The organism is Bordetella tumulicola, from assembly GCF_054779135.1.
Genome location: NZ_BAAGYU010000011.1, coordinates 200,728 through 223,922 on the forward strand (window position 1 = coordinate 200,728; position 23,195 = coordinate 223,922).

Sequence of the window (23,195 nt, forward strand, 5' to 3'; positions counted from 1 at the left end):
ATCAGCCTCTGTTGATATCGGACTGGCCGATGGAGCGTTTCCAGAATGCCGATTCGCCGGCCACGAAATTTGCAAAATCGGTGGACGATCCGCCTTGTGGGACGTTACCCGCGTCATGCATGGACTTACGCACGGCGGGATCCGTCAGCGCTATGTTGATTTCTCGATTCAGCTTGGCGGTTAGCGGTGCAGGCAGATTGGCTGGAGCCATAATCCCGCCCCACGCCTGGACATCAAAGCCGGCAATGCCACTTTCGTCCAGGGTTGGCACGTCGGGCAGCATTTCAGCTCGCTTGATCGAGGTGACAGCCAAGGGCCGAATTTTTCCATCACGGATAAAGGGAAGCGGTGCAGTGAGATTATCTATCATCAAGTTGACCTGCCCGCCGACCAGATCCATCAGGCCGGGCGCACTACCTTTGTAGGGAATATGGCGCAGCTCGATGCCGGCAGCTCTGCTCAAGAGTGCGATAGCCAGATGCTGAGAGCTGGTTTGTCCGGGGGATGCATAGGTAATCGTATCCGGCGGCTGTTGCTTCGCATAACGAATAAGGTCAGTGATGTCTTTTACGGGCAGTGAGTTGTTGGCAGTCAACACCAGCCCGGCACGGCCGATCAATGTGATGGGCGTGAAATCATTCAGCGGGTCGTAGCCCAGTTTCGGATTGAAGTGCGGGGCAATCGCATGGCTGCTGGATGTCGCGTATAGCAATGTATAGCCATCGGGACGCTCGGCAGCCACTGCCTGGGCGGCAATGGCGCCGGATGCACCCGGACGATTTTCCACGATCACGGGTTGTCCTATTTGCTTTTGCAACGCGGCGCCTAGCAGTCTTACCGTGTTATCCGACGATCCACCCGGCGGAAAACCTACGATGATCTTCAAGGGCCGAGATGGGTAGTCCGGTGTGTTGCCACGAGCCAGTAGGGGAATCGAAATACCAATGGCCATGGCCGTGATGAACTGTCTGCGTTGCGTCATGTTGTCTCCATTTTTTATATATATGTTCAATCCAAAACGCACACCTTCGATTACACAGAGAGCGTCGCGAGCAGCGCAGCGGGCTCACAAACGGCGTTCCATCGTAGTTCGCGAACGTGTTGCTCCGAGTCGAACGGCGTTGCTCGATGCATCGTGCAGCTGTCATCCCAGCAGATCAGATCGTAAGGCTGCCATGAGTAGGAAAAAACGAACTGTGACTGCGTCGCAAAATCTGTCAGTTCGGCCAACAGTGCGCGACTCTCGTCCTCCGGCATGCCAACCACGCAACCGGCATGGGACGACAGGTATAGCGATTTTCGTCCGCTACGGGCGTGAGTGCGAACCAGAGGCTGAATAGCCGGGGGCGCTTTGTCCCGTTCCTCGGCGCTGAATTCCGTGAACCCGGCGCGGGCCCGTGAGGCGAAGATACTGTGTTCCACACGCAGCCCTTCAAGTGCGCGTTGTTGCTTGGGCGGTAACGCATCCCAGGCGGCACGCATGTCTGCGTATTCGGTGGCGGGCGGTACAGGCGGAAGTTGGCGAGCCGATAGCACCGTCATCCGCGCCGGCGCAGCCATAAAAGACAGATCCGTATGCCAAAGCTGGTTGGCGTCGCTGAATTTTCGGCGTTCAGAATCTTTGGTCAGCAGCCCGCCGTCCTTGGCAATATTCGATACGTCGCCAAAGCGCGCATCGGTGAGACGTCGTCGCGCGGTATCCATGACCGATTGATGTACGCGGCCAAATCGGCTGGAGAATGCCAACTGTTGTTCGTCGCTGACCTTTTGATTTCGAAAACTCAGCAGTGAATACTGCGCCAGTGCTTGCTCAATCGTTTCGAGACTGTCGGGATCCAATGTGCGTGTCAGATCCAGTCCCTCGATTTCGGCCCCAAAAGTGGGTGTAAACGGAATAACGCGGACGCTCATATCTATTTTCCCCATGTTGTTCAAGCGGGCTCGACTACTGCGTTCCAGCGCAGCTCTCGACGCTGGTTACGCGAGTCGAAAGGTACGGCACGGTGCATGGTGCATGTGTCGTCCCACATCAGCACGTCAAATGGGTTCCACTGATACGCAAAGACGAACTGCGGTTGCGTGGCGTATTCGATCAGATCCGCAAGCAGGGCACGTCCCTTTTCAACGGGCCACCCGATGATGTGCGATGCATGCGAAGCCAGATAAAGGGATTTTCGGCCGCTGCGAGGATGGCGTCGCACGAGTGGATGTGTCACGGGCGGCAATACCTTGCGCTCGGCCTCGGTAAATCGTGTGTAGCCGGTCTTGGCGCGGGAGGTGAGAACGCTATGCTCGACTTGCAAGCCTTCGAGTTCACGTTGACGATCGGTAGGTAGTGCGTCCCAGGCAGCGCGCATGTCGGCGAATTCGGTGGGCGGTGGCTCCGCGGGCAGTTCGCGGGCCGACAGAACCGTAATGCGCGCTGACGCGGCAACAAAGGAAAGATCGGTGTGCCAGAGCAGATTGGCATCGCTGTAGGCGCGCTCCCCACTGCGGGCGATTTCGCCTTGAAGATTCAGATTCGAGACATCTTGAAAATTCGGGTCCTTTATCCGACGTTGCGCCGGGTCACGGCTGGCCTGATGCAGCGGGCCAAATCCCGAAGAAAACTGCACTTGCTGGGCGTCATCGATGGGTTGAGAGGGAATGCCAAGCACGCCATATGTGGCTAAGGCATCCTCGAGCTTTTCATAGGTATCGCGGGAAAGCGGCTGCCGCAAATCAATGCCGGTTACCTGCGCGGCGAATAGAGCGTTGAAAGGGCGGACCTGCAGCGTCATATGGGTCTCCTGTCTGATAAGAAGAAGTCGAACTGCCTATTGCTGTGGAATGTTGGCGTCGTGCACGAGCTGTTTCCAACGGCCTATGTCAGCGGCAACCAGTTCGGCGAACTGAGACGGGTCCAGTGCAAGTTCGTCGTGCCCGAACCCAGCCAGCTTTTCGACTGTCTTAGGGTTGGAGAGGACGGTGGCCATCGCTGAATGCAGCTTTTGCACGATGTCCGATGGCGTACCAGCGGGCGCCATAATTCCAATCCAGGACACGAGTTCGTAACCTGGAAGGTATTCGCCCATGGCCGGAATATCGGGCGCCAATTGCGACCGTTTTTGTGCCGTGATGGCCAGAACTTTCAGCTTGCCTGCGTTGTGGGCCATGATTGCCACGCCCAAAGGTAGAAAACAGGCATCCAGTCGTTTGGCCTCGACGTCGATCATTGCCGGTTGTAGTGACTTATAGGGGATGTCGTTGACGTCTATGCCGCCTTTGGTCTCGAGTAGCGCCACGCAGGCCCGGGAGCTTGCCGAGCCATGCGCCACCGTTACCGCGCCAGGTCTCTCGGACGCATAACGCAGGAACTCGGGTACGTCTTTGGCAGGAAGGTCGGGGCGTACCGCCAGTGCCCAGGGAGCGGCGCTGATGGCGCCGACCGGCGTGAAGTCCTTAATCGGGTCGTAGGGTAGGTTCTTGAACAGCGCGACGTTACCGGCATGAGAGCCGTTCGACACGAATACGAGGTTATAGCCGTTGGGAGTCGCGCGCGACGCGACTTGTGAACCCACTGTGCCCCCGGCACCGGCCCGGTTTTCAACAACGATGGATTGGCCGACGATCTTGCCCATTTCGTCCGCCATGTACCGCGCGATCGCATCAGTGGAGAGGCCGGGTCCGAACGGGACAATCATCGTGATGGCTCGGGCGGGATAGTCCTCATTGGCGAGGGCGAGAGTCGGGGCCAGGCCTATCGTGGAAAGGAACAGGCAAAAATGTCTCCGTTGCATAGCGTTGTCTCGTCGTTGTAATTGATAATGGGGCGCGAAAATCGGGCAAAGGATCAGCGGCGTGCTATGCAATGCGGCCCTAGTTCGGCGATGCTGCGACAGCCCATGAATGCCATGGTTCTGTCCACGTCGTCCGCCAGGATTTGCAATATGCGGGTCACCCCACCTTCGCCGCCGGCAGCCACGCCATATAGCGGAGCACGGCCCAGCAGCACGGCATTTGCGCCCAAAGAGAGTGCTTTGACGATGTCGCTGCCTTGTTGAAAGCCGCTGTCCACTAACACCGTGCCGTGGTCGCCTATGGCTTCAGCCACGGCGGGTAGCGCGTCAATGGCCGCGATACCCGGATCGAAATTACGGGCTCCATGGTTCGATACCACCACGCCGTCAGCACCGCAATTCATCGCTGCCCGCGCGTCTTCCGGGTGTATGACGCCTTTGACTAATAACGGCCCTTGCCAGCGTTTTCGCAGTTCACGCAGGTCTTCCCAGGTAAGCGTCTCGTTCTTGGGTGTTCCGCGCACATGCCTTGGCCTTTCCATCAGGGACCGACGCAACGCTTCTGGATAATTTTGATGACGGGGAATGCCGCTAGTTAACAAGTAGCGGGCCATGACGCTTAACATCCAACGTGGATGCAGCGCCACGTCCAGTGCATTGCGCCGATTGATGCGAATCGGTACCGAGAATCCATTGCGATGGTTGTAGTCACGCTTGGGAGATACAACCGTATCAATAGTGACCAGCAGGGCCTCGTACCCCGCTGCCTTGACGCGATCAAGCAATTGATAAGACATACGTCGATCCGGCCACATGTAGAGCTGAAACCAAAGTCGTCCCCCTGCTTGATCGGCTACATCCTCCATCGAGGTGATGGACGCGGTGGAGAGCGTAAAGGGAACGCCTTGCGCTGCGGCTGCCCGTGCCAAAGCAATTTCGCCGTGATGCCACAACAACCCAGCGGCGCCTGTGGGTGCGATAGCGAAGGGCTGCGCCATCGTGCGGCCAAACAACGTCGTGCGCGTATTGCGTTCACTAACGTCGACTAGGCCCCGCGGCCACAGTCGAACGCGATCCAGCGCCTCGCGGTTGCCACGTAAAGCCAATTCGGCCTCGCTGCCTCGATCGACGAATTCGAATAGACCTAGCGGCAAGCGACGTCGAGCGATGGCACGTAGATCAGCAACGGTTTGTGCATCCGGGAAAGAGGGCGTTGACCCTCTGGATGATTGGGGCAGATCTTTTGAGGACGCATTCCGATCGAGTCGGGAGCTTAGTGGCATGACACGCCTTGAGCTGATTTGGTGATGTCGTGCTATTTAAAGCCTAAATTAATAAAAGAAAAAATCACTTTTAATTTTCCAATAACATAAGAAATTATTATGTTGATGGAATCTTCACACCCTATGTCACGCCCTACCTTGCTTAACTTGGAAACCGCGCTTTGGGTTAACCGTCTTGGCACCTTTGCAGCCACGGCACAAAAAATGCACACGACTCAGCCGGCAATTTCGTTGCGCATACGTGAACTTGAGGCGTCGCTGTCCACGACATTGTTCGAGCGTAAAGGCCACCGTATGGAGCCCACGGTGGAAGGGCGAAAATTCCTTCATCGCATCGAGCCCTTGGTGGCTGAAGTTCAAGAGGTGCTCGGCAGTGCCCGTGACAGTCTCGCCACTCAAGGGGTAATCCGGATAGGTTCCGGTGATATTCCGATGACTTGGTTTGGAAATTTAGTCGGCCAACTGCAGCGCGAAATGCCGGACGTGACCTACGAGCTTCATATTGGCATTGCCCGCCGATTGCTCGCTCAATTGGAGGACGGCCGATTGGATTTTGTTCTCATGGCGGGCAGGGTGGAATACCCGACACTGACGAGCACCTCGCTAGGGTGCACGCCCATGCTCTGGGTGATGGCACAGGATCGTTGGCGCCTCTTCGGTGACGGCAACCTCAAGAAGCGAGCGCTGGCTTCTTTGCTTAATGCCGGGCCCATTTGGTTGATACCAAGAGATTCGCCATATTTCGCGGGGCAGGTCGAGATGCTGAAATCAAAGGGGGCCGATCTGCGCAATGTGAATAGCTGCGACAACATGAACACGCTGATCGATCTTGTGGCACGCAACGGCGGGATGGGTTATCTGCCGAGAGTACTGATCGAAGAGCGGCTAAAACGTGGAGAGCTTATGGAAGTGATGGGCATGCCTACCACTGGCCAGGTCGAGTACTTCATCGTGACGTCGCGAGCGCGTCAGGCCCGACTCGTACAGCAAGTGGTTGACTTGACTGTACGCGGGAGTCAGTTCTCAAAATGCCGTGACGCCGGCGATTCATAATTTTCAACAAATGTGCTTCAAATGTAATTTTCATTAACAGTCATATTCTTGGCATCTTGGAAATCTAGTATCCCTCTCGAAAGTGCCACAGCCGGAGCAGGTGTAGCCGTGCCTAACGCCGTTGAATAGAGTGGGGATCATGAATCGAGTCGTCGTCGCTGAGACCGCCTTAGGGGCGGCATTGAAGTTCAAAAGCATGCACGGACAAGAAACATTGTCCAAACTGTATGAGTTTGAAGTGGAACTCGTGGCGGAAACGGCCGAAATCAGTGCTACCTCTGTGTTGGGTAAGCCCCTGACGCTGGAAATAGAAACGCAACCTGGCGCCAAGCGTTATTTAACCGGCGATGTCACCCGATTTTCCTATGTTGGGCAGGAGGCGGGCGGCGTGCGCCTGGCGCGATACCGAGCAACCGTGTGCCCGTGGTTGTGGTATTTGACGCGGAACCGCGATTGCAAAATCTATCAGAACAAGAGTGTCGTCGAGATACTGGACGAAGTTTTGGGCTCGTACTCGGGTTGCACCTACGAGAAAAAACTACAGGGTTCGTATCGAACCCGTGAATATTGTGTCCAGTACGAGGAAAGCGATTTCGACTTTATCAGCCGGCTGATGGAGCATGAAGGTATTTATTATTACTTCAAACACGAAAAGAATCAGAACACGTTGGTGCTGATTGATGACATCGGCGAGCATGAGCCTCTGCCAGACTACGCCTCGCTGGATTACCTGCCTCACGAAAACAATGCCGTGATCGGCGATGACGTCATTTACACGTGGCGCAGTGAAGAGGAACTGCGGGGGGTCGAGTATGTTGTCAACGACTACGACTTCAAGAAATCGAGCCTCAATCTGCAAAGCCGTCTCAAGGATTCCTACCCGGTAGAACAAGCCAATCGTGAGATCTACGACTGGCAAGGGGGGTACGTTGATGTCCAGCATGGCGAACATTACGTCAGGATTCGGCTTGAGGAAACACGTTCCGCCAGCGAGCGCAGCAGCGGTTGCGCCACTGTGCGTGGGCTAGCTCCCGGTTATACGTTTAGTTTGCGCCGAAGCCCCCGCAAAGTGGATATCCGGGAATATCTGATTGTTTCGGTCAAATATTTTCTGACTGAGGCCGGCTATCAGTCGGGAGAGGGCGAAGGGGAGTACCGATTCGAGTTCTCGGTTCAGCCCACCAGCCTGCCTTTCCGCGCGCCCGTGGCCACGCCCGTTCCTAAAACGACGGGTCCCCAGACGGCCGTGGTGACAGGGCCGTCGGGCTCGGAGGTTTATACCGATGACTTCCAGCGCATAAAAGTCCATTTTCGTTGGGACCGCTACAGCCAGCCTGACGAAAACAGCTCGTGCTGGGTCCGCGTATCGAATGATTCTGCTGGTAATGGTTATGGTGCGGTCAGTACGCCGCGCGTGGGTCAGGAAGTGGTAGTGGACTTTATCGGCGGCAATCCCGATCGCCCAATCGTCACGGGTCGCGTCTATAACGATCGTCAGATGCCTGCGGGGGGATTCAGCCCGTCACCCACTATTGTCGGTTTCAGCAGCCGTTCTCATTATGGTAGTCCGGCCAACGAAAGCCACATGTATATTGAGAACAAGCTGGGTGGCGAGTATGTGAAGCTGCATTCGGAGAAAGATCTGCATGTCGTGGTTGAAGGGCTGGAAACGCGTGACGTAGGCGAATCCCGCACGACCACGATTGGGACTTTTGAAGACAATGATATTGGCGATTATCAAAAGAACTTGATTGGCGGCTACCGGGATACAACCGTAGATGGCGGTGTCGATACGCTGAAGGTTACCTCCGGCGATCGCGTAGAGACTTTCTCGCAAAAATATACCAATACCACCACATCAGATATTGATATGACCTCCACTAGCGGCCATATCAAGATCAAAGCCGATTCTGGCTATGGCGTATTCGAGGCGGACGGTTTTGTGCGGGTTAAATCGACCGGCGATAACACGGTTACCCTGGAGAAAGGCGGCCCTGATCATCAGTTGATGTTCAGCGGCGACAATGCGTACCTGAAGGCGCCTACGGATGTCATGATCGACGCAACCGCAGGTAAGGGTGATTTCACAACCGCCACGACGATGAAATTGCTGGCGGATGCGGGCCCACTGGATATTCAACGCGGCGATGCTTCACACTCTATCAACATGGCCGGATCGAAGACGACGCACCAAGCGCCAGACGCCATCGAGTTCAAAACGCCCGAGTTGCTGTTGAATGGGGCAACAATCAAAGAAACCAGCAAATCTAACTTCACACACGGTATTTGGAAAGGTGAGGCTTACGTAGAGGTATTTCAATTCCGCGCGTTCCATCAGTCTTTTTCGGCCGCTCGGCATCAATTCAATCTTTCTCAGAATACTATCTACGGCAAGAAATCGGACCTCGGGTACGTCAAGGTTGATATCGGCGCGGTGTCTGCCAAAGGTTTTGGGATAGACGGGAAATTTGGCGAGCTCAAGACGGTGTTCAAAGCGCTGTTCTTGATTATTTGATCACTGTGAAATTTGTTGTTGGTTAATGAACGTCATCAAACCCAATCGCCTGTCCTGCCTGACTCGTCCATATAAATATCTGAACAAGGATTATCTGGCTGTCACCGCTTACGCGATGGTGGATTTTTCATCCGGGCTTTATCTGGATACCGAGCAGCGGCTATGGGGCACGTTCAAGGATGAATCTGTTCTGAATTTCGGCACGGAAGCGCTGGACTTCGGTATCCCCAAGCACACGCCGGAAATTATCCTCAACGCCCATGGATTTGGGGTATATGCCGTCAATGGCAGGACGGCCGTGTCGGTATCGGTCAACAATGTCAGAAAAGACTTGTGGGTGACCGGCGATCGTTATTGGTCAGATGGCAAACCTACCCAGGCGATTCCGTTTGAGAGCATCCCCATCAATTGGCGCAATGCCTACGGTGGCGCGGGTTATGAGGATAATCCGGTAGGAAAGGGGCATCACGATACTGAACTTAATGGCCTGTCAGTTCGATTCCTGCCAAATATCGAAGACCCCGCCCATCCCGTGATTCACCCGGGCAAACGCTACGCGCCTGCCGGGTACGCCGCCATACCCATCGAGACTCCCGGTCGGCATCTGATGTTGGGTACCTATGACGACCACTGGCGGGTGCATGAGTTTCCCGGTTTTGCCCGGGATATTGATTGGGAGTACTTCAATCAAAGCCCGCCACGGCAGCGACTCAATCGTCTCGAGACGGGAGACCAGATTGCCTTTACGCATATGCATCGCGATAAGGAAAAACTGATCACGACCGTGCCGCCTTTGGTTGTCAGGGCATTCATTAAAATGGCGGAGGTCGTCGCCCAAGAGTCGGGTTTTCTCAGGGAAGTGCCTCTGAAACTGACCACTTATTGGGCCTACCCTCATCTCGAAAAGGCGATCCTGATCTATCAGGGCGCGGTGCTTATCGGTGAGGATGACGCCAGCGACGTTAGTCATATTTTGTATGCCGCGGAGCATACTGATTTAGCCAGGCCGCAGGCGTATTACGAAAAAGAGTTTCATGAGCGACTGAATCCGCAAACGGCCGCGTTTTCCGCGCTGTTGGATAAGGCGCTTGTCGATACGCGTTTTATCCGCGTGACGTCAGACGATGAGATCGAGCTTTCTCCGTTGTTGCAGAACAAGTTCAGAAAGTTAGAGAAAGAGTTGGCGCAGAACACGCTACGCGCGGAGGCAGGTTCGACCAAATCCGAAGAGACTGCTGAGGTAGAGAGAGAGCTGGCCTGGCTGAAGAAAAGTCGGAACGGGAAAATCTCTCGCGATGAAGTCATTGAGGACATCCTTAAGCAGCAGCGGCAGGGCAAGATGAGCCTGAAGGAGGCCAAGCAGCAGTTCAGGAAACGTCGTCAAGCCTCTAAACCGAGCACCGAAGAGCCGTCCAAGAAAACGGCTGATGAGCGTCAGCGCTATCTGCGAGAGCATCGAGAGGCTCTGCTGGTCTCTTTGAAAGAAGACGCTGAGAAAAGCATTTCGCCTGGAGAAAGCCCGCAGACCGCGGCAAGTCCCGCCGCACAAGATCAATTACGGCAACTTCGGTTACTGCAGCTAGAGCAGTTTGAGGATAGCTCCTCGAGAGCGCTCACTACAACGCCGCCAAAGCGTGATTGGTCCGGTAGGCCGAGGAAGTTATATCGAATCTTTGGTTTGAACCAGCTCATTACTGACCCACTGCCGGCAGGTGATGACGGCTACGAGTTGCATGGATTTGTGGCCACGGAGGCATCCTATGCCGGCTGGAGTTTGAATGGCCTGACAATCACGGAAAGCCGCGTTTCTCGCTGTAATTTTTCGAAATCGCAGATGGCACGGTGTGATTTCTATCAAGTCGTTTTCCATGGCTGCGATTTTTCGTCAGTGGACTGGAATCAAGCCATTTTCAAACAGTGCCAGTTTATTGATTGCCGGCTACCTGATGTGCAGTCGGACAAAGCGCAATTTGAAGATTGCCGCTTTGTACAGTCAGATCTGACTGCGTGGATGCATTTCAAAATCAGCTTGAAAAACTGCATTTTTGAGCAATGCCGTTTCGTTAATTTTGCCTACACGCGCAGCCGGTTGGAGAATATCACCTTTGAAAAATGCCACTTTCTACGGCACGGTTTTCTCAAAGGACGGATAAAAGGGCTGCGTATGGACGCTTGCCACATTGACTCTATGTCATTTGCCGGCATAACGGCCATACAAGGATTCCATCTTTCCCAATGTCAGGCGTCAAAGCTTTATTTTGCTGCGGACACGATGCTACAAGATCTCGATATTTCCCATTCGACGGTCTCGGCATCCAGTTTTAGAAAAGTCGACTTCAACCAAGCCACGATCATGGCCAGTGATTTAAGTACGTGTGATTTTTCGGAAGCGAAAATGCAGGAGACCAGTATTGCGGATAGTTTCTTCAAACGCTGCCTGTTTGTTCGATCCGATTTGTCCAAAGCGCATATCAATAATTCCGATTTCAGTGAGGCGCAAATGAAGTCGGCCGACTTCACTTGTACCGACATGCGGCATGTGTCTTTTTTTAGCGCTGAGCTTGCCATGATCAAGGCCGATGCAAATACGATTCAGCAGGATATGTTGATGGATAGGTCTAATGTCTATCCATTGCGTAAATAAATGATGGGGCTAGACACGGCACAGCAACACTTCCTGTCTTTGGTGCATGACGGGGAGTCGATTACCGATTCTTTATGGAAAAATTTGTCTTGGCAGGGCTTGGCGTGGCATGGCGCGGAGATTCGACAGTGCATCTTTGAGAATAATGCGTTCTCTGAAATGGACTGGCGGTCTTGCCATGTCGATGAGTCCGTATTCGCCGGCGTTCGCTGGTCGGATACGGCGCTCAAGGACTGCGTGTTCTCCAGTTGCCGGTTCGTAAATTGTGTGTTTGAAAGAGGCACATTCCATACAAACCAATTTCTCGGGTGTGCATTTGAAGGCTGTGTGTTCAGCGAGTGCCGCTATAACGAGGGCATGCTGGTCAAGGCGCCGATACTTGATTTGCAAATCGAGGCGTCCCAGATAGAAAAGCTCGTGATGTCCCATAATGAGCAGGTACGGTTAGGGTTTAAGGACTCCGATTTTCAGCATTTGGTAATGACGGATTTCAATTTCGAAAACCTGACGCTGGAGAACACACGCTTCACGAATCTGATTGCGCTGGAATGCACGGCGAGAGATTATAGTTTTCAGGGCATGCATCTTGTCCAGGCTCAGTTTACCGACAGCGATATGGCGGGCAGCGATTTTTCGCAGGCGGATTTATCTCAAGCGTGTTTAAAGGGGTGTGACTTGCAGGCCTGCCGATTTGACCGTGCCACGGTTCGGCAGGCGTTAATCATAGAGGCCAATGCGACCAACGCGGTATTTGCCGGCGCGCAGCTTGAAAGCGCAAATTTCTCTGGCACTAACTGCGAGGGTGCCAACTTCCGGGGTGCCGATATGACGATGACGATCTTGAATCGCAGCAATTTACAGCATGCTGACTTTTCTGATTGCAGCATGTCATTTACGGATTTCTCGTACTCCAATATCAGCTACGCCAATTTTCGTGGCGGGCGTTTCATGCGAAGCAAGCACCACGCGGTCATTGATCATGAGACCCGCTATGGGTCCAAGAGTGGCATTTTGTCGCCGGATCATGCGTTGTTGCAGGCGGAGCAATGGGTCAAATTATCATGAACCTTCGTCAACAGGATAATGACGTTCGCGCCAGTGCCGATGGCGAGATCGATGCCAAGACGGGGCATTTGGACCCGCTGCTTCAAAAGACGGCAACTGCGTTTGGTGGCGACACGCATGTGCACAGCGCATTTCTGGTCGACGCCCATGATAATGTTTTTTTTACGGTCAGCAATCGCGAGCACGGGCGTCAGTATCAGGTCAAGCGTGCGGCGAGCTGCCTGCTGCGTCCGGATCCCGGTGACAAAGTATTGGTATCGGGGGACGTGGCAGGTGGGCTGTACATTATTGCGGTACTGGAGCAGGGCACCCGAGGACGCATGATCTTGCAAGTCGATGGTGAGCTTGCCGTATCCGCCGACACGCTTTCGCTGACGGGCCGTGACCGTCTGACGATGCAAACGGACGCTTTTAGCCTCGAGGCCGACTCGGGTGCCGTCAACACGAAAGACTGGTCTATCAAAAGCCTTGATTACACGCTCACTAGCGTTGAACTGAACGTGGTGTCGGTAACGTCCAGATATACGGGTGATCAGCGAGAGTCGTACTACCAGTCCGTGAGTGAAACGACGAGCCGGTCCGCACGTTACGTCACCGGCACCGACACGGTGAAAGCGATCAATATCGACTATGCCGCCGATTTCATTGCTCGGCTAAATGGAAACACCACGTTTATTAATGGTGAAACGATCATGAAAGTCGACGGTAAGCAGATTCTGATGGGCTAGGACGCCACGTTTGGCGCAGCACGATACAGCCCCCACGCGAGGAGAAACTCATGTTTGCAAATGCACAATTCGGCGGAATGGATTTAGGTTTTCCGGATGTATGTAAGACGCCGCTTCCTCCGATTCCGTATCCCAATATGGCCTTCGGGCCTTTGACGATCCCGATCGCATTCAATATTCTGTGCGGTGGCGGGCCATGGCATAACTTGATGAGCGCCCGCCCGCTGACGGTGGGGGACACGCCGGGCATTGGGTTGGGGTTGATTTCACAAACGGTGATGTCCCGGCAGCAGCATCTCACGGGAGCATTTACGGTGATTGTCAGGGGAACGCCCAGCACACGGGTCACCAGTCTCGGGCCGGCAAACTTGATCAACTGCCCGCTATCGATCCGCATCGTCCCCAGTCAGCTTAAAGTCCTGGTGTTGTCTCCCTAGCAACGGGCAATTCCGCAACGCTAATAACCGATAACGCAGGGTCAGGATTCATATGGCGGAAACTCTAGTGTCATGGCTGGTCTGGATGATGGATAAGGTCTGGCCATTCCCCGTTTTTATTATTGCGCTCGTACTCATCATCCTGCTGGTTTCCCGGCTGATGGGCGTGCCCTCATCCAGCACACCGCTACTCGTGGTCGTGTGCGTCTTGATGATCGGTATTCCCTTTGGAACGCCAGTGCTGTTCATGTTTGGTCATTACGTGACGGCGCCACTGATTTATCACTATGGCGTCCCCGGGCAAGCAGTGGTCGTCTCCGTCAAAGATACCGGCAATATTCACAACAATCAGTCCGTCGAACGTTATTCGGTCATGTTGCAGAAAGCCGATGGCGAGCGGATAGAAACGCACTTCGATAGTTCTAATTTCAATGTGTACCCTAGCCGCGGCCAAGTACGCTATCCCGCCGTAGGCCAGCCATTCGAGGTGCATTATCTGGCCAGGCAGCCGCAGAATTTTGTCATTTTGCTAGAGGGCAATAGCCCTTATGCGAAGCAACAGCGTTGACATCGTCAGCGCCAGGCGCGATAGGGAGTGTGCTCGCTTGTGAGCGGTGGTGGAGAAGAAGTGAATTGCTTTATCTGTTATGATAGAAATTAGCTATAGCGTGAAGCATAAATTCCAATTGGCTTATATAAATAATAATAATTATCGTTTACTTAAGTTCATTCACGTAAGAAGCCCGCCATGTCCCGCTTTCGCCAACTCCGTCCCGAAACTTCGCGCATGCTGCTCAAGACCGGTAGCTATTACTTTCTGCACATTATGGTCGCAGCCGTGGTGGCCTACGCCGTGACGGGCAACTGGTTGGCGTCACTCACGCTGAGTTTGTTGGAGCCCACGGTCCAGGCGTTTGCTTACTTTTTCCACGAGAAAGCATGGGAACGGTCGCGGAGCCGTAAACTAGCCCGAGAGCAGGCTATTCCTAACCATATTGTTGCGGAGTCCGTGTGAAAAAACTCATCAATGATCCTCGTCACATCGTCCGGGAAGCACTTGAGGGTCTGGTCGACACCACCGGCCACCTCGCACTCGTTCAGGGCGAGAACATTGTTGTTTTACGCGACTTACCCCAGCCCGATCAACGCCCGGTCGCGGTTTTGTCCGGGGGAGGCAGCGGCCATGAACCTGCCCACGCGGGCTACGTTGGGGCGGGCATGCTCAGCGCGGCGATTGCAGGTGACGTGTTTACCTCTCCTAGCGTGGATGCGGTGCTGGCGGCCATTCTGTCTGTCGCCGGCCCTGCTGGCGCCTTGTTGGTCGTCAAAAATTACACAGGCGATCGCCTGAATTTCGGGCTGGCCGCTGAGTTGGCACGCGAGAAGGGCATCCCCGTTGAGGCCGTGGTGGTCGCCGACGATGTGGCGTTGCGCGATATCGTTCCGGCCGAACGCCGTCGCGGGATTGCCGGCACCGTATGGGTGCACAAGATTGCCGGTGCGGCAGCGGCCAAGGGCTGGTCGCTGAACAAAGTCGCCGCAGTTGCGGCACGCGCGGCCGCGAGTATTGGGTCCATGGGCGTGGGGCTGGGAGCCTGCACCGTGCCGTCAGCGGGCACACCGAGCTTCTCGCTAGGCGAGACCGAGATCGAGTATGGACTGGGCATCCATGGCGAAAAGGGCGTGCGGCGTGTCAATATGAAACCCGCTGACGCGATCGTGCAGGACATGCTCGAGCAAATATTAGCCGAGATACCGGGTGATACCCATCAGGTCGCGTTGCTGGTCAACGGCTTGGGCGCGACACCTCCTCTCGAATTACAGATCGTCGCACGGCACGCGCTGGCGACCCTACGCGCAAGGGGTCTTACACCCACGCGTGCCTGGGTCGGCAATTTCATGACCGCACTCGAAATGCCCGGATGTTCGCTGTCGGTGCTGTCATTGGATGGGGAACTACTGGAACTATTGGATGCGCCCTGCGCTGCGCCGGCGTGGACGGCTTCGGCTCGTCTTACTGAAGAGCGCGCCACTGTTTCGGCGCCCGCAGGTCTGGAGGTGGAATTCACCCTTACGCCTGAAGGCCCACTGACCGCGACACTCCAGCGAATCGCAACAGGGGTCGCGCATGCGTTGATCGCCGCCGAAGCCGAACTCGCTGACCTCGACGCGAAAGCAGGGGACGGAGATCTGGGCGCCAGCATGGCGCGTGGCGGCCAGGCCATTCTTGACTTGCCGCCCGAAGCGTTCCATACGCCTAATCAGTTTTTCGCTTCACTGGCGCAGAGTATGCGGCGCGCGATCGCCGGTAGCTCCGGGCCGTTTTATGCGGTTGGGCTATTGCGTGCCAGCCGAGAGCTGGCGGACGTGGCACAACCCACGCCTACGCAATGGCAGACCGCCTTTGCCGCTGCCCTGGATGCCGTCATGGAGATGGGCGGCGCCAAACCGGGCGATCGCACAATGGTCGATGCTCTTGCGGCGGCCAGCGACGCCTGGCACTCGGCGTTGAGCGCCGGCACGGATGGCGTAGAGGCATTCAGCCAGGCGGTTGACGCCGCGGGCAAGGCGGCCGAGGACACAGCCAACATGCAACCTCGTCTGGGCCGGGCAAGTTATCTGGGCGAGCGCGCCGTTGGCATACCGGATGGCGGCGCCGTCGCGGTAACGTGCTGGCTGCAGGCGCTACGCGTGGGGTTGAAGCGTTAAATAGACACAATTCTCCAACGGGTTCGAACGTACTCCAAGCCGTAGGTTCGAACGCGGCGCAAAGTGGCATTACGGCAACCCTGACCGCTGCGTATGCATCATGCAGCCATCTGGTCGCACTGTTCGGCGCATTCCTTGCACATGCGTGCACAATCGGCCATTCCGTCCAGGCCCTCGCAGCTTCGCGCGCAGTCCTCACATATCACGGCACATGCGCCGCAGACGAATTTATGGTTTTCGACTCGGACAAGCATCATGTGCGCCGCGGTTCGGCATAGCTCAGCACATCCCATCATCAAGCGGAAGTGGGTGGGTTGGACGTGCATTTCTCCTTCCTCGAGGCAGTATCCCATGGCGGTTTGTACGCAGCGTCTATAGCAGGCAAGGCAACTGTCTATGCAGCGCTCCATTTGGTTTTCTGTGGGCGTCATAGTGGCTCCTCATAATGGTGGATTCCCTTGAGAGACAGCATTTTTCATACCTGCGACGTGGAGTCGTGGTGGCTTTGTTGCCTCCCTGTGGCTGGTACGTTGTTTGCGAGTATGCGTACATACTCAGGTCCAGCGTGCATTGTTGATGTTGGGCGACCAAGTCAACCAGCACGGATGCGTCAATTAAGGGGTGGCACGAATGACGGAACGGCTTGGCCATGCCATGGTCAGTGCTCAACCCGCTGCGGCGGGTCGGATATCGATCGTTGTTCTGACCTATAACCGGTGCGAGGAAGTTTGCCGCACACTCAGGGGTTTGTCGGCATTGCCCGTTGCCTATCCTGTGATCGTTGTGGACAACGGTAGCACCGATGACACAGCACCCCGCATCGAACGTGAGTTCCCGAGCGTAACCCTCGTAAGCGTCGGCGCCAATTTAGGGGCCGCCGGCCGGAACCAAGGCGTGGTTAAGGTCGCTACGCCTTATGTCGCGTTCTGTGACGACGACACATGTTGGATGCCGGGCTCACTGGAAAAGGCCGTTGAAATCCTGGATGCGCACCCCGGGATATCCGTATTGAATGCTCGGATTTGGGTTGGGGAGGATGCTCGGCCAGACCCGGCTTGCGTTGCCATGGCGTCGAGTCCGCTGCCGTCTGTCGCTGGCGTCGGCCCGGAACTGACGGGTTTTATGGCGGGCGCAAGCGTCATGCGAACCCACGCATTTCGGCAAGCGAGAGGATACTGGGCGCCTTTTTTTATCGGTGGAGAAGAGGCGTTGCTGGCGCTGGACATCTTGGCACAGGGCGGCACCATCGTTTATGCACCGGCTGTGCAGCTCCGCCACTGGCCTTCCATTTCCCGCGATACGTCATTGCGTCGGCGTTTGTTGGCGCGCAATGCGCTATGGACAGCTTGGCTGCGCCTTCCGCTACCGTTGGCGCTGGCGCGCAGTTGGCATCAACTTTCCTTTCTACCCGATTGGAGGACCCGGTTCGCGGCGTGCCGGGATGCACTGGTCGGATGGCGGTGCGTCCGGCGTCACCGCCGGGTGCTTGACGCCGCCCTTTGCCGCAAGCTGGCGGCCGTCTGGCGTGACGAGGCGGGTCGCTAAAGCTCAGCGACTGCGGTTGCGAGCAAAGACCTGGAGCCGGCACTTCTTACCCGTGTGTGTAAGAAGTGCAAAGCACGCCATGTCGTACATGAGAAACCCGCAGCGGACGACGTTTGGACAGCCGTTCGGCACACCGTTTGCTCTTGCACAGACCGAACTCGCGAGTGCTCGAAACTCAGGTGGACGAGACTGCACACGCCGTCAGGAGGCGGAACGATGGACTGTGATCAACGATATTCTGGCCGGGGTAACGATGACGATTTCAACCTGAATACGGGTGTCGGCGTCGAGGACCCCATGCATGATGCCGATTATCAGAGCAAAACAAGGACGCGAGAATGGCGACAGTGCGCTCATGTCCTATGCATTCGGTTGGACAATATGGGCGATGTTTTGATGTGTACGCCGGCCTTCAGGGCGTTGCGCCAGTCAGGTGCGCGGCGCCTGTCATTACTGACTTCGCCCTCGGGGGCGATCGCGGCGCGATTTATTCCCGAAATCGACAATACGCTGTCTTACGATGCCGCCTGGATCAAGAATGCGTCGGATGGCCGAGATCAGGATATCGATGCGATCGGACGATTGCGTGCACTGAGGCCCGACGCGGCGGTGATCTTCACGGCGTACAGCCAAAGCCCGCTACCCGCCGCGCTGCTGTGTCACTTGGCCGGCGTTCCGCGCGTCCTTGCTCATTGTCGCGAAAATCCCTATCGACTGATTACCGACTGGGTTCGGGAAACGGAGCCCGCGGATGGCATCCGCCATGAAGTTCGGCGCCAGTTGGATCTGGTGGCGAGCGTTGGCGCGCACAGCGACGATTTGCGTCTGTCTTTCCATGTCAAAGAGATCGACCGCCTGTCGCTGCGGACGAAGCTCTATCACGAAGGCGTGGCCGACGAGGAGGAGTGGATCTGCGTGCATGCTGGCGCGACCGCGCCTTCGCGACGCTATCCCGCACGGCAAATGGTGCAGGCGCTGGTAGAACTGCGCGGCGACGGTCGCCGAATCTTACTGCTAGGCGCGCACGAGAGCGAGTCATGGGCTGCCGAGCTGCGGGAGGCGCGAAAGTGGCTGCCGGGTTTGATAGACCTCTCTGGCAAGTTGTCCTTGGGGGAGCTTGGCGCCGCGTTGGAAGGCGCGGTCGTGATGATCTGCAACAACAGCGGCCCGGCGCATATTGCGGCCGCTCTCGGCATCCCTGTTGTCGACCTGTACGCTCTGACGAACCCGCAGCATACGCCCTGGATCACCGCCTCTCGTATTTTGAACCACGATGTGCCGTGCAAGTATTGCTATCGAAGCATTTGTCCGGAAGGCCATCACGCCTGCCTCGCGGGCGTCGAGCCGCGGCGCGTGGCGATGGCGGCGCGAGAGTTGATGAATGGCCGCCGTCCGTTCGTCGAGAAATCGCAATGAAGCCGGTCACGGGTTCCATTCTGGTGTCGGTGGTCGTGCCGACGTACCTGCGTCCACAATTGCTGGCCCGCTGTTTGAATGCATTAGTCCGCCAGCAGTTTCCGCGCGATACCTACGAAATCCTGGTGTGCGATGACGCAGCAAGCATCACGACGCGACAGCAGGTCGAGGCGCTGCGCGAGCGGTGCTCCGGCAAACCTGAGATTCGCTACCTGGCTGTAGAGGACAGCCGTGGGCCTGCTGGCGCACGCAATGTGGGTTGGCGCAGCGCAAAGGGTGCGATTATTGCTTTTACCGACGACGACACGATTCCCGATGAAGATTGGCTGGAGCATGGTGTGAGCGCCTTATCTCCCACTGTAGCGGCAGTAGTGGGCGACACCGACATGCCGATGCCGGATCCGCCCAGCGATTATGAACGCGACGCTTGTGGCCTGACCCGAGCCGAATTCATCACCGCTAATTGTTTCGTGCGCCGTTCGGCGCTGCAAGCCGTCGGGGGATTCGACACTCGCTACACCATGGCATGGCGTGAAGACTCCGACTTGCACTTTGCTCTGTTGGACCGAGGGTTTCGGGTTGAACGCTGTCCGCCGGCCCGCGTGCTGCATCCCGTCCGCCCCAATCGCTTTGCCGCCGGTCTTGGCATGCAAAAGAAAGTCATGTTCGACATGCTGCTGAGGAAAAAGTACCCCCTTCTTTATCGCAACCGCATTCAGGCTCATCTTCCATGGTTCTATCTTGGCGTGACCGTCGCGCTTCTATTGGCCGCTGTGTTGGTCATCATGGGGTACGAGTTCGCGGCGCTGTGCGCCGCTGGTGTCTGGATAGTGCTGACGACGTTCTTCTTCGTAAAGCGTTTGCAGGGCACCCACAAGTGCGCACGCAACGTGATGGACTTGGCGATTACCTCGGCGTTTATTCCGTTGCTCTCCATCTATTGGCGGCTGGTGGGCTTGGCACGGTTTAGGCGGATTGGCTCATGAGGTCGCTGGCTTTGGCCTATGCCGGGAATGGCGTTTGCTACTGTTTTTGTACTTTTGTACATACCCGACTTTTAATGTCAGGAGGACTCGTGCCATGAAACCGAAAGAAGGAAAGTCCAACCCCTCGACCGATGATACCCCTCGTGAAGCCCAATCCAGTCATCGCGACACGCAGAACCGTACCAAGAAAGAAGGCCATGCCACGCAGATCGGAACCGGGCAAGATCAACAGAGCCAGCGAAACCGCGGAGGCGGTGCAAGAAACAAGTCCTGACACCGCACATGACTTCCCAAAGGGATGGGGTAGTCGGTCCGCCTACGGCACCCTCTATCTGGGTGATCGGCGACGTGCATGGCTGCGCAGCATCTCTGAACGCACTGTTGTCGCGTCCCGAAATCGCAGACGATCCAGACAGTCGGTTTTGGTTCGTGGGTGACTTGGTGAACCGAGGGCCGGCTTCGGCCGCGACGTTGCGCCGCATCATGGCGCTAGGCGAACGCGCCACAGTCGTGTTGGGAAATCACGATCTCCGGGCATTAGCCATTGCGGCGGGTTGTCTACGACCGGCCCGGCGTGACACGCTCGACGATCTCCTGACTGCTGCCGATCTGGACGTTTTGCTGAATTGGCTGCGTCGTCGTCCGCTGATGCATTCCGAGGCAGGCTACCTCCTTGCTCACGCGGGGATCTATCCGCAATGGGATGCGACGTTGGCAATGTCGCTCGCACGAGAAGCGCAAGATGTGCTCAGAGATAGCCGATGGCGTGATTACATACGCACGCTCTGTGGCTCGGCCGGCTCGACATGGCATACTAAATTGCAAGGTGAACGCAGGTTGCGATTTATTGTGAATGCGTTTACGCGGATGCGCTTGTGTACGCAGACAGGTGCGTTGGTACCAGGGGCCAAAGCTGCGCCCGGATGTTGGCCATCCGGGACCGTGCCTTGGTTCGATGTCCCGAGCAGGCCTACCGAACACACGCCGATCGTGTTCGGACATTGGGCGACGCTAGGCCTGTACGTGCGTACGGATGTCACGTGTGTAGATACCGGTTGCGTAACAGGCGGTGTGTTGACCGCCTTCAGGCTAAAAGATCGCAAAGTGGTGCAGGTGGGGCGGGATACGCTTGCGCCCGCTTTTGAGGCGCCGGGAGCGACACCGCATTACTGTGACTGGATCCAACCCCGGTCGCGCCATGCGTGGCCATTTCAGGCAAGTGGCCGCTAGGGTAGCGGCCGCAGAGGCTGACTCAGGGCGTCTTGCTTACGCTCTGCTGGAGTGTTTGGGCCATTTGAAGATGTTGCTGCAGCGTTGGCAGGGTCTCAGACGCGAACTGCTTGACGTCCGCATCTTTGGCGTCAGTCGATGCTTCCTGAAAGAGCTTGACGGCGTCCTCGTGAGCGGAAACCCCGATTCCATCGGCATATGCTTTGTCAAAGCCTTCTTCTCGCAGACCAAGCGTCTTCAGCTTGGCTTGTTGCATCAACGATGGTTCAGTGGGGGCCTCAAATCCCTTTTGTTTGGCCAGATCCGCCAGTTTCTGTCCCGCCTTGCCATGATCGTCGACCATTTTCTGTGCGAAGTCTTTTACTTCTGCATTGCCCGATTTTTCCAAGGCAAGTTTGCTTCCTTGGACTTCCAGATGCCCTGACTGTGCGGCGCTTTCCAGGAAGCTGCGATCATCGGCATCCAGTTCTGAGTCCGAGTTGATTGGTGTTTTCGTCGCGGCCGGCGTGTCCGATGTGCCCGGCGTACTCGGTACGCCTGGCGTGGGTTGTGCGGGCTGTGTCGTTTGCGCGACGGCGACGTGTCCGCCATTTAGCGCCGCTAGGGCAAGTAGGGTGGCTGCGAAGTAGCGAGCATTCATGAGTTTCTCCCGAACGTGGCGCTTGACGCCGTTGACAGTAATTCGTCCGGGAAATTCAGCAAGCAGCGTGCCTGACTTACGTGGGTTGGACAGCGGGAATCCAAATGAACTATGAGGTCGCCTGATGTAGTGTCACACCAGCGTTCGGGGCTGACGCTCTCAGAATCGCACCCGATGTCGACTCGGTGCAGTACAGCGTGCGTCGTTCCTTGCCGCCAAACGCAATATTGGTGGTCAATGAGCCTTGATTGCTGCGCCATACCCTGATGGGTTCGGCCCGATCATTTAGCAGCCAGACATAACCAAGCCCCGGGTTGGCGACGACAAGGTTTCCCGTTTCGTCCACCGCCAAACCGTCCGGGCCGATAGGACCATACGACGTGAAGAATTGGCTGACCTTGGATACGCTGCCGTCGGCAAGCAGCGGAACACGCCAGACGCAGTTGCCCCGCGTGACACCAAGATATAGAACGCTGCCATCCGGGGAGAGGGCGACGCCGTTCGGGCTGGGCACATTGATGAGCAAGGTGTCGAGCTCGCCGTTTGGCTTTAACCGATATAGGCGTCCGCTGGGGTCGTGCAGGCCACTTTGACCCTGATCGGTGAAATACAGATTACCCTTGGTGTCAAACACCAGATCGTTCACGCCCTTGAACCGTTCGCTGTTGCGTCGTTCCAGATAGGGTGTGACATTTCCGGTGCCGATATCAAGCTGCATCAGTCCGTTCTTGTAGTCGGTGATGAGTAGCGTATTGGCATTCATGAACTTCATGCCGTTGGGTTCGCCATCATATTCTGCGACCAGAATCCATTCCCCTGACGGAGTAATGCGAAAGACCCGGCCCCAGGGAATATCGGTGACATAAAGATTGTCATCACCGTCAAATACCGGTCCTTCCAGAAACGAGTCAGCCATAACGCCGCCACGGTTAGCATCGGCCCAGGCACTGCGTTCGCGCCGTCTGAACGTATCAGGCATAGCGGAAAACAATTCGAAGTCGCCCACTTGTGGCGAAGCAAGTAGAAACATGGCGGCGTACCTTTTTTAACGTTGTCGAAAATTGATACTTGACGCGATATTGCCCCACATTGCGCTCGTGTCTGCAAGGTTTTTTTGAACTCTGCGGCTCAGCGCCGCGTGCCTGTATACCCAAGCCCTCGGCGA

At 56.2% G+C, this 23,195-nt stretch carries 21 protein-coding genes; 14 read left to right on the forward strand and 7 right to left on the reverse strand.

The genetic code is table 11. The features are described 5' to 3' along the window. Position 1: 1 nt before the first annotated feature. Genes ACYVDM_RS23125 through ACYVDM_RS23145 form a run of 5 tightly spaced genes read right to left on the reverse strand, consistent with a single transcriptional unit; the run spans position 2 to position 5,062 of the window. Positions 2–982 (reverse strand): Bug family tripartite tricarboxylate transporter substrate binding protein, encoded by a 981-nt coding sequence (locus ACYVDM_RS23125; protein ID WP_415790035.1) that lies wholly within the window; start codon positions 980–982, stop codon positions 2–4. 50 nt (positions 983–1,032) lie between these two features. After that, positions 1,033–1,911, reverse strand: coding sequence for a TauD/TfdA dioxygenase family protein (locus tag ACYVDM_RS23130; protein ID WP_415790037.1), 879 nt, complete (start codon positions 1,909–1,911; stop codon positions 1,033–1,035). Between the two features lie 20 nt (positions 1,912–1,931). Next, a complete protein-coding gene (locus ACYVDM_RS23135) occupies positions 1,932–2,780 on the reverse strand; it encodes a TauD/TfdA dioxygenase family protein (RefSeq protein WP_415790040.1) in 849 nt (282 codons plus the stop codon). 36 nt (positions 2,781–2,816) lie between these two features. After that, on the reverse strand, positions 2,817–3,779 hold the full coding sequence (locus ACYVDM_RS23140; RefSeq protein WP_415790042.1) for a Bug family tripartite tricarboxylate transporter substrate binding protein: 963 nt from the start codon (positions 3,777–3,779) through the stop codon (positions 2,817–2,819). Between the two features lie 53 nt (positions 3,780–3,832). Continuing rightward, positions 3,833–5,062 carry an alpha-hydroxy acid oxidase gene (locus tag ACYVDM_RS23145; protein WP_415790045.1) on the reverse strand — a complete coding sequence of 410 codons (1,230 nt, stop codon included), beginning with the start codon at positions 5,060–5,062 and terminating at the stop codon, positions 3,833–3,835. 123 nt (positions 5,063–5,185) lie between these two features. On the opposite strand from ACYVDM_RS23145, the gene ACYVDM_RS23150 reads away from it, so the two are divergent. The 14 genes from ACYVDM_RS23150 (at position 5,186) to ACYVDM_RS23215 (ending at position 21,390) form a co-directional block, all read left to right on the forward strand. After that, the gene (locus tag ACYVDM_RS23150; RefSeq protein ID WP_415790047.1) at positions 5,186–6,115 is read left to right on the forward strand and encodes a LysR family transcriptional regulator; all 930 of its coding nucleotides are present in this window, start codon (positions 5,186–5,188) and stop codon (positions 6,113–6,115) included. 139 nt (positions 6,116–6,254) lie between these two features. Continuing rightward, positions 6,255–8,630 (forward strand): type VI secretion system Vgr family protein, encoded by a 2,376-nt coding sequence (locus ACYVDM_RS23155; RefSeq protein ID WP_415790049.1) that lies wholly within the window; start codon positions 6,255–6,257, stop codon positions 8,628–8,630. Positions 8,631–8,655: 25 nt separating this feature from the next. Then, positions 8,656–11,274 (forward strand): DUF2169 family type VI secretion system accessory protein, encoded by a 2,619-nt coding sequence (locus ACYVDM_RS23160; protein ID WP_415790051.1) that lies wholly within the window; start codon positions 8,656–8,658, stop codon positions 11,272–11,274. Further along, the gene (locus tag ACYVDM_RS23165; RefSeq protein ID WP_415790053.1) at positions 11,275–12,339 is read left to right on the forward strand and encodes a pentapeptide repeat-containing protein; all 1,065 of its coding nucleotides are present in this window, start codon (positions 11,275–11,277) and stop codon (positions 12,337–12,339) included. Continuing rightward, positions 12,336–13,067, forward strand: coding sequence for a DUF3540 domain-containing protein (locus tag ACYVDM_RS23170; RefSeq protein ID WP_415790055.1), 732 nt, complete (start codon positions 12,336–12,338; stop codon positions 13,065–13,067). Before ACYVDM_RS23165 ends, ACYVDM_RS23170 begins: the two co-directional genes overlap by 4 nt. Before the next feature lie 50 nt (positions 13,068–13,117). Then, positions 13,118–13,504: a DUF4150 domain-containing protein gene (locus ACYVDM_RS23175; protein ID WP_415790057.1), complete on the forward strand. Its 387-nt coding sequence runs from the start codon at positions 13,118–13,120 to the stop codon at positions 13,502–13,504. Positions 13,505–13,556: 52 nt separating this feature from the next. Further along, complete coding sequence (locus ACYVDM_RS23180) at positions 13,557–14,072, forward strand: hypothetical protein (protein WP_415790059.1); 516 nt, start codon at positions 13,557–13,559, stop codon at positions 14,070–14,072. 180 nt (positions 14,073–14,252) lie between these two features. Continuing rightward, positions 14,253–14,519: a DUF2061 domain-containing protein gene (locus ACYVDM_RS23185; RefSeq protein WP_415790061.1), complete on the forward strand. Its 267-nt coding sequence runs from the start codon at positions 14,253–14,255 to the stop codon at positions 14,517–14,519. Continuing rightward, positions 14,516–16,213, forward strand: coding sequence for a dihydroxyacetone kinase family protein (locus ACYVDM_RS23190; protein WP_415790063.1), 1,698 nt, complete (start codon positions 14,516–14,518; stop codon positions 16,211–16,213). The genes ACYVDM_RS23185 and ACYVDM_RS23190 overlap by 4 nt, the downstream gene beginning before the upstream one ends. 630 nt (positions 16,214–16,843) lie before the next feature. Beyond that, positions 16,844–17,758, forward strand: coding sequence for a glycosyltransferase family 2 protein (locus ACYVDM_RS23195; protein ID WP_415790065.1), 915 nt, complete (start codon positions 16,844–16,846; stop codon positions 17,756–17,758). 216 nt (positions 17,759–17,974) lie between these two features. Further along, positions 17,975–19,174 (forward strand): glycosyltransferase family 9 protein, encoded by a 1,200-nt coding sequence (locus tag ACYVDM_RS23200; protein ID WP_415790067.1) that lies wholly within the window; start codon positions 17,975–17,977, stop codon positions 19,172–19,174. Further along, complete coding sequence (locus tag ACYVDM_RS23205) at positions 19,171–20,160, forward strand: glycosyltransferase family 2 protein (RefSeq protein WP_415790069.1); 990 nt, start codon at positions 19,171–19,173, stop codon at positions 20,158–20,160. Before ACYVDM_RS23200 ends, ACYVDM_RS23205 begins: the two co-directional genes overlap by 4 nt. Before the next feature lie 94 nt (positions 20,161–20,254). After that, positions 20,255–20,434 (forward strand): hypothetical protein, encoded by a 180-nt coding sequence (locus ACYVDM_RS23210; RefSeq protein WP_415790071.1) that lies wholly within the window; start codon positions 20,255–20,257, stop codon positions 20,432–20,434. 8 nt (positions 20,435–20,442) lie between these two features. Beyond that, positions 20,443–21,390, forward strand: coding sequence for a symmetrical bis(5'-nucleosyl)-tetraphosphatase (locus ACYVDM_RS23215; protein WP_415790073.1), 948 nt, complete (start codon positions 20,443–20,445; stop codon positions 21,388–21,390). 22 nt (positions 21,391–21,412) lie between these two features. Here the strand turns inward: ACYVDM_RS23215 and ACYVDM_RS23220 are convergent, their stop codons facing one another. Both ACYVDM_RS23220 and ACYVDM_RS23225 read right to left on the reverse strand, forming a co-directional pair. After that, complete coding sequence (locus tag ACYVDM_RS23220) at positions 21,413–22,030, reverse strand: DUF4142 domain-containing protein (RefSeq protein ID WP_415790075.1); 618 nt, start codon at positions 22,028–22,030, stop codon at positions 21,413–21,415. 109 nt (positions 22,031–22,139) lie between these two features. Continuing rightward, complete coding sequence (locus ACYVDM_RS23225; RefSeq protein WP_415790077.1) at positions 22,140–23,060, reverse strand: SMP-30/gluconolactonase/LRE family protein; 921 nt, start codon at positions 23,058–23,060, stop codon at positions 22,140–22,142. Between the last annotated feature and the right edge of the window lie 135 nt (positions 23,061–23,195).

Bases quoted from the DNA above. Each gene is read 5' to 3' on its own strand.
- ACYVDM_RS23125 (WP_415790035.1), bottom strand. From the start codon at position 982: ATGACGCAACGCAGACAGTTCATCACGGCCATGGCCATTGGTATTTCG.
- ACYVDM_RS23130 (WP_415790037.1), bottom strand. From the start codon at position 1,911: ATGAGCGTCCGCGTTATTCCGTTTACACCCACTTTTGGGGCCGAAATC.
- ACYVDM_RS23135 (WP_415790040.1), bottom strand. From the start codon at position 2,780: ATGACGCTGCAGGTCCGCCCTTTCAACGCTCTATTCGCCGCGCAGGTA.
- ACYVDM_RS23140 (WP_415790042.1), bottom strand. From the start codon at position 3,779: ATGCAACGGAGACATTTTTGCCTGTTCCTTTCCACGATAGGCCTGGCC.
- ACYVDM_RS23145 (WP_415790045.1), bottom strand. From the start codon at position 5,062: ATGCCACTAAGCTCCCGACTCGATCGGAATGCGTCCTCAAAAGATCTG.
- ACYVDM_RS23150 (WP_415790047.1), top strand. From the start codon at position 5,186: ATGTCACGCCCTACCTTGCTTAACTTGGAAACCGCGCTTTGGGTTAAC.
- ACYVDM_RS23155 (WP_415790049.1), top strand. From the start codon at position 6,255: ATGAATCGAGTCGTCGTCGCTGAGACCGCCTTAGGGGCGGCATTGAAG.
- ACYVDM_RS23160 (WP_415790051.1), top strand. From the start codon at position 8,656: ATGAACGTCATCAAACCCAATCGCCTGTCCTGCCTGACTCGTCCATAT.
- ACYVDM_RS23165 (WP_415790053.1), top strand. From the start codon at position 11,275: ATGATGGGGCTAGACACGGCACAGCAACACTTCCTGTCTTTGGTGCAT.
- ACYVDM_RS23170 (WP_415790055.1), top strand. From the start codon at position 12,336: ATGAACCTTCGTCAACAGGATAATGACGTTCGCGCCAGTGCCGATGGC.
- ACYVDM_RS23175 (WP_415790057.1), top strand. From the start codon at position 13,118: ATGTTTGCAAATGCACAATTCGGCGGAATGGATTTAGGTTTTCCGGAT.
- ACYVDM_RS23180 (WP_415790059.1), top strand. From the start codon at position 13,557: ATGGCGGAAACTCTAGTGTCATGGCTGGTCTGGATGATGGATAAGGTC.
- ACYVDM_RS23185 (WP_415790061.1), top strand. From the start codon at position 14,253: ATGTCCCGCTTTCGCCAACTCCGTCCCGAAACTTCGCGCATGCTGCTC.
- ACYVDM_RS23195 (WP_415790065.1), top strand. From the start codon at position 16,844: ATGACGGAACGGCTTGGCCATGCCATGGTCAGTGCTCAACCCGCTGCG.
- ACYVDM_RS23200 (WP_415790067.1), top strand. From the start codon at position 17,975: ATGGACTGTGATCAACGATATTCTGGCCGGGGTAACGATGACGATTTC.
- ACYVDM_RS23205 (WP_415790069.1), top strand. From the start codon at position 19,171: ATGAAGCCGGTCACGGGTTCCATTCTGGTGTCGGTGGTCGTGCCGACG.
- ACYVDM_RS23210 (WP_415790071.1), top strand. From the start codon at position 20,255: ATGAAACCGAAAGAAGGAAAGTCCAACCCCTCGACCGATGATACCCCT.
- ACYVDM_RS23215 (WP_415790073.1), top strand. From the start codon at position 20,443: ATGACTTCCCAAAGGGATGGGGTAGTCGGTCCGCCTACGGCACCCTCT.
- ACYVDM_RS23220 (WP_415790075.1), bottom strand. From the start codon at position 22,030: ATGAATGCTCGCTACTTCGCAGCCACCCTACTTGCCCTAGCGGCGCTA.
- ACYVDM_RS23225 (WP_415790077.1), bottom strand. From the start codon at position 23,060: ATGTTTCTACTTGCTTCGCCACAAGTGGGCGACTTCGAATTGTTTTCC.